This is a genomic window from Candidatus Cardinium hertigii, from assembly GCF_050864915.1.
In the GTDB taxonomy this organism is placed as follows: Bacteria; Bacteroidota; Bacteroidia; order Cytophagales; family Amoebophilaceae; genus Cardinium; species Cardinium hertigii_D.
On the sequence record NZ_JBOZWY010000001.1, the window covers coordinates 163,794 to 177,092 of the forward strand.

Here is a 13,299-nt window from a genome sequence, read left to right on the forward strand (position 1 = left end):
TACTATTTTAATATACTTATGAAAAAATACATTCATCCGGAATATAGACCAGTTGTCTTTTTAGATACTTCTAGTGGTACTAAGTTTATGACACGTTCTACTATACATACATCGGAAACTATTGAGTGGGAAGATAAAAAAACATATCCTTTGTTTAAAGTAGAAGTTAGTTATGTTTCCCATCCTTTTTATACAGGTAAGAAAATTTTTGTAGATACAGCAGGTAGGATTGAGCGTTTCAATCAAAAGTACAAAAAGAAAAATGCTACTACTTAAATGGGCTAATATAAAGTCTATTTTTTGTTCTAGTCAATAAATATAATTTGGTATTAAACTTAGTCAATGGTGGAAATTAAAAGACCTTATTAGTCGTTATCTCAAATTTTTTTTGATGTTTCCAGTTTTAACTATATCTGTTAAATCAATTTTTTGCATCAGCTATTATTTTTTTGTATGATTTCCAATCAAAAAAAGCAATCTAGTATATTTCTTATATGCATCAGCTTGTTGTAGATATATGCTGTTGCTAAAAAAGGGGAATAGGCTAGGTCTTCAAGTAACAAAGATTTAAATCTATTATTTGATATGCAATTTGCCAAGATACCTGATCACTATGCTTTTAAAAATGGTTTAATAAGAGTCGCTTCTACGGATAAGGTAGCACATGCGCAGCTTTTTATAGGTCCTACTGGTTCTGCAAATCTTGCTTTAGCATTAGCCTTTGCTACTTATTTAAATTGCATCTTCCCTAAGAAAACAGATGCTTGTGGCAGTTGTTTTTCGTGTGCCAGCATGGAAAAATTGACCCATCCAGATTTGCTGCTAGTTTTTCCTAAAAAAACTAGTAGTGCAATTTTTGATTCGAAATCAGATAGAAATTATCTAGAGGCATTCCGTGATTTGCTTAAAAAAAATCCTTTTTTGAGCTTAGAAGAGTGGATTACTGCTATGTACTTCGATCGTAAGCAATGTCAAATTAGTAAAAAAGAAGTTAGTAAAATTATCCAACAACTTAGCTTAAAACCTTTTATGGGGCCATATAAGGTTGTCTGTATATGGCTACCAGAATATCTCCATCATACAGCAGCTAATGCACTATTAAAAACCTTAGAAGAGCCACCTCCATCTACTGTTTTTTTATTGGTTGGTTCCAATAGTGAAAAAATATTACCAACCATTAGATCACGTGTTCAACATCATGTTATTCCTCCTTTTTCCGAAGAAGCCATTGGGCAAATGTTGCGAAATATCTATAGCGATTTAGATAGCCATCGATGTAAAGAAATAGCATTTCTAGCTCAAGGGAATCTGTCTAAAGCTTTTCAATTGATCGAGCAAAGTGTTGGGGAAAACTTTGATTATTTTAGTCAGTGGATACGTTGTTGCTATAGTGGTAATTTGATTAAATTAGTTGCGCAATCTGAAGTATTTTGTAAACTATCTATTGAAGCGCAAAAGAATTTTTTTACTTACGCACTACAGATTAGTAGAGCTACCTTATTGGGCAAATTCAATGATCCACTTTTTCAAATAGGTTTACCTGCTGAAGCAACGTTTATCAAGAAATTCGGTCTTAATGTAACTATAAACCAATTAAAAAATATTATAACACAATTGATACAGGCTTATTATTATGTAGAACGAAATGGCAATGCAAAAATGATTTATCTTCATATGTCCATTCAAATCATAGATATTTTTTCCTCCGTTTAGCTATTGGCTCTGGGTTCTGTCGCATGTGTAGTTAATTTTGTATAGTTTTCCCCCTTGTCTTTAATTTTGATTATTATACGGCCATAAGTTTAGCGAAGTTATCAAAAAAAGAGATCCATCATTGAAACCATTATCGATCAGCTTAAAAACATTAGACAGATAGAACATTCCAGACATATAAGTATACCTAATTTCTTTGTCAATTTAATAGCTGGAATTACAGCTTATGGACTAAAATAAAAAACCTGCTATATCCAATATATATACAACTGGTTTACAATAACTCTAATCTAGAATTGACGTTAGTAAAGATTTTAGTCAATTTTTAACTAAAAATACTAAAGCAACTGACTCCTTAAAACAAACGCGACAGAACCGGGAAAACTATACAAAATTAACTACAGATGCGACAGAACCGTCCTATGCGCTAAACAGAAAGAGAGTGGGGTTGTAATAATTCTTCTAGGCTATAGGCTTGCTCTAAGCAATAGTTGCCTATTTGGGTTCGGCATAACGCATGGAGGTAAGCTCCAACGCCTAATTTTTGTCCCAAATCATGGATAAGGCTTCGTACATAGGTCCCTTTGCTACAAACTAATTTGAAATCGACAAATGGTAGATTAAAGGCTGTCAACAAGAAAGCATGGATGGTAATAGAACGTGGGAGCAAGGCCACTGTTTCTCCTTTTCTAGCCATTTTATAGGCTCTTTTTCCACCTATTTTAATGGCTGAATAGATAGGAGGTATTTGTGTTATAGACCCAACAAAAGTAGCCGCAGCAGCACTTACCATCTCTTCAGTGATGTGCTCACAACTAGAATGGCTATTAAAAGGTGTTTCTAAATCCATAGATGCTGTAGTCTTACCCAGCAGCATTTGGCCCGTATAAACCTTATCTAGCCCTTGAAGGGTGCTGATTTTTTTAGTTTGCCTGCCACTACATAACAAAAGTAATCCTGTAGCTAGGGGATCTAAGGTACCCGCATGACCTATTTTTTTTATTTGTAATGTACAACGAAGTTTCTTTACGACATCAAAGGAAGTCCACCCCAAAGGTTTATGAACCATAAAAATAGCCTCAGAAAGGTCATTTTGTAGTTTATGCATATGAATGAATATGAATGAATATGTATATATTACAGACTAGGCTTAGAAGATGGCACTGCTGCAAGCTAAATAAAAACTATTTCTTTAGATTTATAACAATATTGTGTACCATTCCGTTCGGCTACAACCAACTCCCCTGCCCTATTCACAGATAGTATACGCCCTTCTAACCATCTATTTGCGGTTGCAAAGGGATAAAATCCTGTTTTACGGTAGAGTCTGTTGACATACTTTTCCCAAAGTAAATGATCCATGCCGTTTTGTAGCTGAGCATAATAACTACCCAAGGCATCCATAATATGGGCCAACAATAAAGCTCTATCAAAGGGCTTTTTTGTATGTATGGCCAAGGAAGTGCAATTAGCAGAGTCAAAATACAGTTGGTTAACGTTTAATCCAATACCAATCACTGCTGCTTTTATTTTATAGCCCTCTCCTATATGGGTTTCAATTAATATACCACCTAACTTTTTATCTAAGTAATAGAGATCATTGGGCCATTTTATAGCCATCCCCTTTGCCAAGTGGTCTACTAGTGCATCATACATTGCTAAACTAGTAATAACATTCAAGGCAAATACCCCGTCTATTGTTAGCCATTCCGGATATAAAATAAAAGAAAAAAGAATATTTTTACCTGATTCTGAAATCCATTTACTACCACGTTGCCCTCTGCCTTTATATTGATGATCTGCAATAAAAACGGTTCCTTCTGCTGCATGTAGTAGATAGGTTTGCGCCAGGTCGTTGGTAGAAGCACAACTTTTGTAATAAAATGAAGCCCTATCAAATGGGGAATCAGTCTGAATAGCATCATTCAATGGGTCAAATAGGTCATGCATGGGCATATAATTTATATCCACTACTTTTTATTCTAAAAGTGAAAATTTGAGACAACTGCAATAGAAAATTGCAACGATTTTATGATAAGGCTATGTCGCACCTACAGTTAATTTTAGAACGGAATTTCATGTAGACAAATAGCAAAATTACCTCTGCTGAAGAACGATAACCTTTAAAATAGGGCATTAACCTAGGGCTAATAGCAAACATTCCCACTAAAGGGTTAAACAAAAAGCATAATTTAAGCGTTTTTTAAAACAAATCCAGCACAACTAAAAGCTATACAAAATCAATCATAGATGCAACGCAATCATTAATTTTATTCTTTTATTTTTTATATTAGGGCTTTAGCGATGCCAACGGCAAACAGCCATATTATATAGTTTGCCAACCAAGTTAATTTGATAATATTACTAATTGCTACCAAGTAGGCAAAAATACTGTTATTTCTTGTACTAATGTTTATATACAGAACAATAAAAAGCTTAGTAAAACCTGACTGCATAATTTTTGTAAGTACGAATCAATATGAAAGGTAATATCAAAGCAATTGGAAATTTTTTAGCAGTACTCCTTGCCTTACTCTCCATAGGTATGCATTGGGGTGTTGTAGTCATACCCATCCTTGCTGGGTATAAATTTAATATGTTATGCATTGCATTCCTACTCCTATTTTTATCCACAGTTCTTTGATAAATAAGCAGTACTAGCATGCATTTATTAAACATACTAGAAATAGTGATTTTTTAAAGCAATCGAACAATTTGCATTGTAAAAAATAAGTAGAACCATAAAACATAGAACCTCTATGACCTATTACACAGAACAAGGATTAGAGCGCATGAAGAAAGAGCTAATTTGGTTAAAAAGCGAAGGGCGCATTCAAGTAGCCAATGACTTGGCAGAAGCTCATAAAAAAGGAGATCTAAGTGAAAATGCGGAATATGATGCTGCTAGAGATGCACAAGGATTGTTAGAAGCAAAGATTGCTGCTTTAGAAACTTTGGTGGCCAATGCCAGAGTACTACAAGCAGACGAAATTGACTTATCTCGGGTTACTATTCTCTCTAAAACACGCGTTAGGAATAAAAAAACAGGTACAGAATCTGTTTTTATGCTTGTATCTCAGGGAGAAGCTGACCTAAAGCAGGGTAAGATTTCTGTTGAATCCCCTATGGGAAAAGGATTACTAGGTAAAAAGGTATCTGAGACTGCTCAAATCGATACTCCCTCTGGTATCATTGAATTAGAAATTTTAAAAATCGGCTTAGATCTTTAAAATTATTCACCCAAACCTTACACAAGAATTTGCTGCAATCTTTTATTTCTATTAATTTAGCAAGTATATAAAAATAGTTTTAGAAATATGGCTTTACGGATAACAGAAGCATGTATTAATTGTGGTGCATGTGCAGTTGAGTGCCCTAACACCGCAATATATGAAGGTGGAGCGGATTGGCAATGGGCTGAAGGTACGCAGTTGAAAACAGTGGAAGCAGGAAAAGCATTATTGGATGCAACTACGCCACAAACACCCTATACAGATGACACATTTTATATTGTTACAGACAAATGTACAGAGTGTGTTGGTTTTCATGAAACACCACAATGTGCAGCAGTTTGCCCAGTAGACTGTTGTATATTAGATCTAGATCACCCAGAAACGAAAGAAAGATTGCTAGAAAAAAAGAAATTTCTACATGGATGTTAAAAAGTTTCACCAGAGCCAGGATATATAATATATACAAATTAACTATACAGTGGAATTACAGAGAGGATTAGATGAGGTTTATTCCAAAAGAGTAAATGCAGGAAAAAGAGTTTATTTTTTTGATATAAAGTCAACCAGAAGCAAAGACTATTATCTTACCATCACAGAAAGTAAGAAAAGAACAGAAGTGGATGGAATGGCTTACGAAAGGCATAAAATTTTTTTATATAAAGAAGATATAAATAAATTTATTCGTGCACTTAATGAAGTAGTTGATCACCTTAAAACTACGCTAATGGCGGACTATGCATTCGATCAATTTGATCGGAATACAGAGCAAAACCCAAACAAATAAGCTACTTAGATCAAATTAATACACATTCAGAGTGCTTGTAGCCGTCATATTAAAGTTTTTGATTTTATACATTGACCTATGGCTTTAAAATGTGGACTTGTTGGGTTGCCGAATGTAGGCAAATCTATGTTATTTAATGGTTTATCAAATGGGAATGCAGCTTCTGCGAATTTTCCTTTTTGTACCATAGAGCCTAATCTAGGTATGGTAATGGTGCAAGATCCACGTATGGAGCTGCTCGCTACATTAGCAAGCTCTAAAAATAGTATACCTGCTGTTATAGAATTTGTAGACATAGCTGGATTGGTCAAGGATGCCCATCAAGGAGAAGGTTTGGGTAATAAATTCCTTAGTCATATTCGTGAAGTAGATGCAATTGTACATGTGATCAGGTGTTTTGAGGATAAAGATGTATTACATGTAGCTGGTGGTGTAGATCCCGTTTTTGACAAGCAAATTATAGATCATGAATTACGCTGCAAGGATATCGATAGCTTAACCAAAAGGTTAAATAAAATGGAGCAATTTGCTAAGCATGCAGCAAAGGCTTCACAAGATGGCTATAAGCTATTGAACCTATTTTTAACAGCACTTAAACAAGGGCGTAATGCACGAGACATTCTCGTAACAGCAGCAGATCACCGATTGATTGATGATTGGCAATTACTTACTTCAAAACCTGTTATTTACTTTGCCAATGTAGACGAGGCGACCATACTTGGGAACAAGAACCCTCACTTATCTGCTCTACAAGAGGTTATTAGCGAAGAAAATAGTAAGATGATTGTGGGCTCAACTGCATTAGAAATACAACTTAATGCATTAAGTGGTGAGGAAAAAGATTTTGTCTTACAAACATACAACCTTAAAGCAGCTGCATTAGATACCCTAATTCAATCGACCTACTCGTTGCTTCAGCTTATCACCTATTTTACAGTAGGTCCACAAGAAGTACGAGCATGGACCATTCAAAATGGTACGAAAGCAGCTCAAGCAGCAGGCCTGATTCATACAGACTTTCAACGTGGATTTATTAAAGCAGAGGTTATTGCTTTTGAAGATTATCAAAGCTATAAAAGTGTACATGGTTGTCGTGAAGCGGGAAAGCTACGCATAGAAGGTAAAGATTATATAGTCCAGGATGGTGATGTAATGCTTTTTCGTTTTAATGTGTAGGTAGGCTAAATGGCATATATCAAATGAATGCTACCTACCTTCTTCTAATCTGTACCATAGTGGTAGCTTTATTTTGTAAGAAAAGCAGACTTACCTACTTATGGATAATCGCTACAAATTTAGTAGCGTGGTACCAAGGTGTAATCAATAGCATCGGTATCTTTTTTTTAGCGCTATTTATCTCTATTAGCTACATATATTTACATTTCCCACTAAGCAAATGGACAAAAATTTTATTACGTACTATATTATATATATTTATATTAGCTATTGCATTTCATTGTATTCCAGGTTTTTTTAATATATCGGCCATCCATAGAATAAAGCTATCCACATTATCTACGCCTTTTTCAATGGATCTAAACTTTGATCAGCCCATGGTTATGCTAATGGTTTATTGTATGAGTGACCTATCTACTTTAGAGAAAAGTAATCACCTAAGCTGTGAACAGCTCATAAAGCATACCGTTGTGCCGTATATATGCTCTATTCCATTTATTTTTATACCCGGTTATCTAAGTGGCCTTATATTATTCGACCCCTTCCTGACCAATATATTGTGGATATGGATCATGCATAACTTTTTTTTAGTTTGTATGACAGAAGAAGTACTTTTTCGTGGTTGTTTACAAAGGGCACTCCAAAATGGGTTAACGCGTTATGGAGTGCACAATGGACTATGGGCCGTTATACTCACTTCATTCCTATTCGGCATAGTACATTTCAAGGGAGGCGTTATCTATATGGGACTCGCGACTATAGCTGGTTTTTTGTATGGATATGCCTATTACAAAACAGGTAAAGTAGTATGTGCGATGACCGTCCATTTTGCTGTAAATCTACTGCACTTTTTACTATTTACCTATCCCATGGCAATGGTTAAATAAGATTGTTTCTTCTAAAGAAGCAAAGCCTAATGATGGCTTTGGCCGTTTAAGTCTAGTGGTCATCATATGCATGTATGATATAATTGAATAATATATTTCCAAACCATTAAAAATTTTTCTAATGCTTATTTTCTCATTATAAGAGTATACTAGTATGCTATATAATTTTAATACTTTATTTTAACCAATTTTATGTTAGCACCTCTAAGCAGCTGTTTGCCCAAACCATCCATCTATAATTTAACTGAAAAAGAATTGATGCTTTGGTTGACAGAACAGGGTGAAAAACCTTTCCGTGGTGGCCAAATTTGGAAATGGATCTACCAAAAACGGGTCAGTAGCTTTAGTGCAATGAGTGACTTAAGCGTAACCACTCGATCGCTACTAGATAAACATTTCTCATTGACTTCCATAGTAGAAGATAAGATTCAATATGCTAAAGATGGAACGATTAAATGTTTACTGAAACTGCATGATGGCCATTTAATTGAAACAGTTTTAATGGAACATAGCTATGGGCTATCCATTTGTGTTACCACACAAGTGGGTTGTAATATTGGTTGTACATTTTGTGCCAGTGGCCTCCTACCCAAGAAAAGAGATTTAACAGCAGGCGAAATAGTAGAGCAATTGCTCCATATGCAAAAAAAGTTGGATACAGCGCCTGGGCAAAAAAGAATTAGCCATATTGTGGTGATGGGTATTGGAGAACCATTCGATAATTATGATCATCTTTTGCGCTTCATACATATTGTCAACCATGGGAAAGGCCTCGCTATTGGTGCACGACATATTACGGTCTCTACCAGTGGACTAGATCGCAAAATCAAAGCTTTTGCAGATGAATGCCTACAGGTCAATCTTGCCCTTTCCTTGCATGGAGCCAACAATATACTACGTACACAGATTATGCGGCTCAACAAAGCCATTCCCATAGAAAAACTTATGGAAGCGATAGATTACTATTTGGAAAAAACAAATAGACGCGTAACTTTTGAATATATTCTACTAAAAGATATAAATGACTCAGAATCATGTGCTTTTGAGTTATCCAATTTAATATTAGCACGCAAGCAACGCCACTTGATTCATGTAAATCTTATTCCCTATAACCCGGTAAATGAATTAGTCCATTACAAACGCAGTGTGCCCAAAACCATTTATCATTTTATTTCTACACTGCGTGCACAAGGCATTTATGCAATCGTGCGTGGAGAACATGGTACAGATATTGACGCTGCTTGTGGACAATTACGGAGCAAACAACTACACTACAAACCAAGCCATTAATTCATGTAGTAACTTTTAGTATAAATAATTTAAAAATGGTAACTTGATGTTTCTGCTACTGATTAGCAAGCAAATATTTACATTAAAATGTCCAAGATTTTTTACTTAAATATCGAATATTATGAATAAAACAGCTGTTACTAAAAAACAAATTTTAGCCTATCATGCGCAATTTCCTGCTGGTAAAATAGGTACCTGTGTCACCAAACCGCTTCATACACCCCGTGATATCATTACAGCTTATACACCTGGTGTGGGTATAATTTGCGAAGAAATTGCTGCCTGTAGTGACCGTATTTATCAATATACCAATAAAGGCAACTTGGTAGGTGTGCTATCCAATGGTACAGCTGTATTAGGTTATGGAGCTATGGGACCTTTAGCTGCTAAACCGATTATGGAAGCAAAGGCAATGATCTTAAAGAGGTTTGCTGGCGTGGATGCGTTTGATGTGGAAATTGATGCAACTGCTCCTGAAGAAGTAATACAGGTTATTAAAGCATTGGCACCTACTTTTGGTGCGATTAACCTAGAAGATATTAAAGCACCTGAGTGCTTCCAAATTGAAGCATCTTTAATAGATCAATTGGATATACCGATTATGCATGATGACCAACATGCTACCGCTATTGTGGTAGCGGCTGCTTTATTAAATGCCTTATTAATTGCAAACAAAGCTATTACAGAGGTACAAATCGTTTTTAGTGGAGCTGGTGCAGGAGCCATTGCAACGGCAAAACTTTTGATTTCCCTAGGCGCCAATCCGAGGCAGATTATTATGTGTGATAGAAAAGGAGTGATTCGTCAGGATAGTGATACACTTAATCCTATTAAAGCACCCTTTGCTACAGACCGCCCCGTGCATACCTTACATGATGCAACAATTGGAGCAGATGTTTTTATAGGACTTTCTTCTGGGAACATATTAATGAGCCAAAGTATAGAGCGAATGGCTAAGGATCCTATTATTTTTGGATTAGCCAATCCTGTACCAGAAATTTCTTACCGAGATGCTGTGGCTACTAGACCAGATATTATCTTTGCGACAGGACGTAGCGATTTCCCGAACCAAGTAAATAACTTAATTGCTTTTCCTTACATTTTTAGAGGTGCCTTAGATGTAGGTGCTTCTGCTATTAATGGAGCCATGCAACAAGCTGCTGTACAAGCTATTCAAAAACTGGCACAAGAAGAAGTACCCGTTGGCATTCGTAAATACTATGGTGAAACCATCCATTTTGGTAAAGAATACATACTCCCCAAACCGATGGACACCCGTTTACTCTCTACCGTTTCTATAGCTGTTGCACGCGCTGCTATGGATTCTGGCATAGCTAGAAATCCTATTAATGATTGGGATGCTTATGCAGTGCAATTATTAAAACGAGTCAATCATCAAAACTAAAGGCAAGTTATTGATAGAGTTGCTGCCTTTTGCAAAAGGCGCCTATCTAAAAATAGCGTAAACCTATCTAGCAAACCAAATGGTTATACAGAAGCGTGGAATAATGGCTACATAATGATGAATAGATTGATTACGAATTATGAAGATATCCCTAAATTGGCTGAAGGCTTATATAAATTTTTCATTAAACGCTTTAGAATTGGCTCCTCTTTTAACCCAAAGGGGGTTAGAAGTAGTTCAGATACACCCCACCATTAAGGGTGGTTTAGAGGGGCTTATAATAGGTGAAGTGCGATCATGCCTACGCCATCCTAATGCAGATAGATTACAGCAAACCTTGGTGGATATTGGATCAGATAGGCCGTGCACTATTGTTTGTGGTGACCCTAGTGTAGAAGCTGGTCAGAAGGTAGTGGTTGCACCGGTCGGTAGTACCATTTACAATTATGTAGACCAAACCCCTTTTCAAATTAAAAAAGTTAAAATTAGAGGGATCTGGTCTGAAGGAATGCTTTGTGCAGAAGATGAGATTGGCATCGGACCAGCACATGCTGGCATTATAGTATTATCCACTATGTTACCTGCCGGAACGCCGGCTAAAGATTACTTTAAAGATCTAGTAGATGAAATTTTAGAAATCGAAATTACACCCAATAGAGCAGATGCTTGCTCACACCTAGGTATAGCCAGAGAGCTAAAAGCTATTTTACACCTTCCTACTACACTTCCTTCCATACAGGCTTTTCATACTGTTCGATCTGATCGGCCATTAAAAATAGATCATATAGATCCTGCACTATGTGCACGTTATACAGGAATTTTGCTTAAAAATAACGCTATTCAACCCTCTCCCCAATGGCTTCGGACTAGATTATTGCGCATTGGTGTAAAACCTATTAATAATGTAGTAGATGTAACCAACTTTGTATTGCATGAATTGGGACAACCCTTACATGCTTTTGATTATGAAAGCATTATCGGCCAATCGCTGATGGTGCAGCTATGCGCTCCAGGTACTTTATTTACAGGATTGGATGGAATAGCCAGAACACTGGCTGGTCATGAACCAATGATTTGCGATGAAGCGGGTCCTATAGCAATGGCTGGGATTATGGGCGGATACAAGACACGTATTACAGAAACCACCCAACATGTTTTTATAGAAAGCGCTTATTTTCATCCAACCGCTATACGTTGCGCAGCGCAACACCATCATATTAAAACAGATGCTTCTTTTCGATTTGAACGTGGGACAGACCCCAATCTTCCCCTTTATGCACTAAAAAGAGCAGTGCTATTGTTACAAGAACTGATCCCCTCTGCAGAAGCATGTGACCTAATAGAATATTATCCAACGCCATTAGCACATTTTAATATTCCTATTGTGTATACAGAGATTACGCGATGTTTGGGTAAAGCAATTGAGCCAACTACCATTAAACAAATTATAACAGACTTAGAAATAGCTATTGAAGCAGAAACCGAGCAGGGATTTACTGCAAAGGTACCACCTTACAGAGTAGATGTAACCAGAAAAGCTGATCTGATTGAAGAAATTGCACGAATATATGGCTATGACCGAATTCCTAACCATTTAACTGCTGCTTATTTCGCTCCTGAAAGTACAATAGATAAGACCCATAAAGTGGCAGAAGAAATTAGTAAAACGTTGGTATCCAATGGCTATTATGAAATATGCACCAATTCTTTAACCAAAGAAGTTTATACAAATATAGGAGCTACAAAAAAAACAATCTCTATTCTTAATCCACTAAGTGCATCTACCAATACATTACGGTCTAGTTTGCTCTTTAGTGGACTAGAAGTGATAGCTTACAATCTTGCACGCCGTCACCACGACTTGAAACTATTTGAATTAGGTACCATCTATCACCAAGATGGCACATCATATAATGAAGAAAAAAGGCTAGCCCTTTGGTTGACTGGGGAAATAGAGCTGCTTAACCAGATAAGCCAGATAATTCCTATAACTTTACAAAACGTTCGGGCTACTATAGAGCAACTTCTCCAAAAGTTGGGTATTATGGATTTATCGTACAAAGCAGTTACCCACCCATTCTATACACAGGGCGTTGAAGTCGTAGAGAACGGTAAATTAGTGGCAACTTTTGGCCAGATTCACGCATCTATTACAAATTATCTTTCGTTGGAACAACCTGTTTTCTTTGCAGATATTTGTTGGAATCAATTGTTAAAAATCAGTAGACTACATAAAATTTATCAACCTATTTCTAAATTTCCTGCTGTTAAAAGAGATCTATCGTTGATAGTAGATAAGGGAATTTGTTTTCAAGACATAAAAGATTTAATTTCAAGGCAGGGGCATAAAAATATTCAATCCATCCATCTTTTTGATGTCTACGAAGGCCCAAATTTACCAGAAAATAAAAGCGCTTATGCCATTACTTTTACCCTGCAGGATACTGAAAAGACACTAGATGACAAAAGTATTGATCAAATTATGTATCAACTGATGCAAGCTTTTGAAAGTGAACTGCATGTCATTATTAGAAGATAATTCATCTAAAGAGGATCACCTCATCATAGCACGATTTGAAAAAACAGTTGCAAAGCTATTAGAAGTGCATGCAAACTACCAAAAACAAATTGTACATTTAACAGAAGAAAATCAAGCATTAAAGTCTTTACTAGAAGCGTCAAAAAGAAACCTTAGTACACCTACAGCAAACTATGACTCCCTTCGATTGGACCATCATTTAGTCCATCAGATTAATCAGTATATTAAAGAGATAGATCTCTGTTTGGCCTATTTTGAACAAGTGTAACAGC

At 36.1% G+C, this 13,299-nt stretch carries 13 protein-coding genes and 2 pseudogenes; 12 read left to right on the forward strand and 3 right to left on the reverse strand.

What is annotated here, in order from left to right; all coding sequences use genetic code 11:
• The first annotated feature begins 18 nt into the window (after positions 1–18).
• From ACRRVD_RS00635 to ACRRVD_RS00645, 3 genes and pseudogenes are all read left to right on the forward strand, one after another.
• Positions 19–276, forward strand: a complete 258-nt coding sequence (locus tag ACRRVD_RS00635; RefSeq protein WP_432461262.1) for a type B 50S ribosomal protein L31 — start codon at positions 19–21, stop codon at positions 274–276.
• A gap of 309 nt (positions 277–585) precedes the next feature.
• The gene (locus tag ACRRVD_RS00640) at positions 586–1,713 is read left to right on the forward strand and encodes a DNA polymerase III subunit (protein WP_432461263.1); all 1,128 of its coding nucleotides are present in this window, start codon (positions 586–588) and stop codon (positions 1,711–1,713) included.
• Positions 1,714–1,818: 105 nt separating this feature from the next.
• Positions 1,819–1,996, forward strand: a pseudogene (locus ACRRVD_RS00645) (transposase); the annotation flags it as partial.
• Positions 1,997–2,140: 144 nt separating this feature from the next.
• On the opposite strand, the gene truB reads toward ACRRVD_RS00645, so the two are convergent.
• The 3 genes and pseudogenes from truB to ACRRVD_RS00660 form a co-directional block, all read right to left on the reverse strand.
• Positions 2,141–2,821: a tRNA pseudouridine(55) synthase TruB gene (gene truB / locus ACRRVD_RS00650; RefSeq protein ID WP_432461264.1), complete on the reverse strand. Its 681-nt coding sequence runs from the start codon at positions 2,819–2,821 to the stop codon at positions 2,141–2,143.
• 65 nt (positions 2,822–2,886) lie between these two features.
• Positions 2,887–3,663, reverse strand: coding sequence for a biotin--[acetyl-CoA-carboxylase] ligase (locus ACRRVD_RS00655; RefSeq protein WP_432461265.1), 777 nt, complete (start codon positions 3,661–3,663; stop codon positions 2,887–2,889).
• Between the two features lie 100 nt (positions 3,664–3,763).
• A pseudogene (locus ACRRVD_RS00660) lies at positions 3,764–3,874 on the reverse strand (IS6 family transposase); the annotation flags it as partial.
• A 598-nt stretch (positions 3,875–4,472) separates the two neighbouring features.
• Here ACRRVD_RS00660 and greA point away from each other — a divergent pair.
• The 9 genes from greA (at position 4,473) to ACRRVD_RS00705 (ending at position 13,295) form a co-directional block, all read left to right on the forward strand.
• Positions 4,473–4,943, forward strand: coding sequence for a transcription elongation factor GreA (gene greA, locus ACRRVD_RS00665; protein ID WP_432461266.1), 471 nt, complete (start codon positions 4,473–4,475; stop codon positions 4,941–4,943).
• 87 nt (positions 4,944–5,030) lie between these two features.
• Positions 5,031–5,375, forward strand: a complete 345-nt coding sequence (locus ACRRVD_RS00670; RefSeq protein ID WP_432461267.1) for a 4Fe-4S binding protein — start codon at positions 5,031–5,033, stop codon at positions 5,373–5,375.
• A 49-nt stretch (positions 5,376–5,424) separates the two neighbouring features.
• Positions 5,425–5,730 (forward strand): DUF3276 family protein, encoded by a 306-nt coding sequence (locus ACRRVD_RS00675; RefSeq protein WP_432461268.1) that lies wholly within the window; start codon positions 5,425–5,427, stop codon positions 5,728–5,730.
• Positions 5,731–5,808: 78 nt separating this feature from the next.
• Positions 5,809–6,906 (forward strand): redox-regulated ATPase YchF, encoded by a 1,098-nt coding sequence (gene ychF, locus ACRRVD_RS00680; RefSeq protein WP_432461269.1) that lies wholly within the window; start codon positions 5,809–5,811, stop codon positions 6,904–6,906.
• A gap of 23 nt (positions 6,907–6,929) precedes the next feature.
• Positions 6,930–7,793: a CPBP family intramembrane glutamic endopeptidase gene (locus ACRRVD_RS00685; RefSeq protein WP_432461270.1), complete on the forward strand. Its 864-nt coding sequence runs from the start codon at positions 6,930–6,932 to the stop codon at positions 7,791–7,793.
• Positions 7,794–7,985: 192 nt separating this feature from the next.
• The gene (gene rlmN, locus ACRRVD_RS00690; protein ID WP_432461271.1) at positions 7,986–9,083 is read left to right on the forward strand and encodes a dual-specificity RNA methyltransferase RlmN; all 1,098 of its coding nucleotides are present in this window, start codon (positions 7,986–7,988) and stop codon (positions 9,081–9,083) included.
• A gap of 121 nt (positions 9,084–9,204) precedes the next feature.
• On the forward strand, positions 9,205–10,488 hold the full coding sequence (locus ACRRVD_RS00695; RefSeq protein WP_432461272.1) for a malic enzyme-like NAD(P)-binding protein: 1,284 nt from the start codon (positions 9,205–9,207) through the stop codon (positions 10,486–10,488).
• A gap of 139 nt (positions 10,489–10,627) precedes the next feature.
• A complete protein-coding gene (pheT, locus tag ACRRVD_RS00700) occupies positions 10,628–13,027 on the forward strand; it encodes a phenylalanine--tRNA ligase subunit beta (protein ID WP_432461273.1) in 2,400 nt (799 codons plus the stop codon).
• A complete protein-coding gene (locus ACRRVD_RS00705; protein WP_432461274.1) occupies positions 13,008–13,295 on the forward strand; it encodes a hypothetical protein in 288 nt (95 codons plus the stop codon). The genes pheT and ACRRVD_RS00705 overlap by 20 nt, the downstream gene beginning before the upstream one ends.
• The last annotated feature ends 4 nt before the right edge of the window (positions 13,296–13,299 follow it).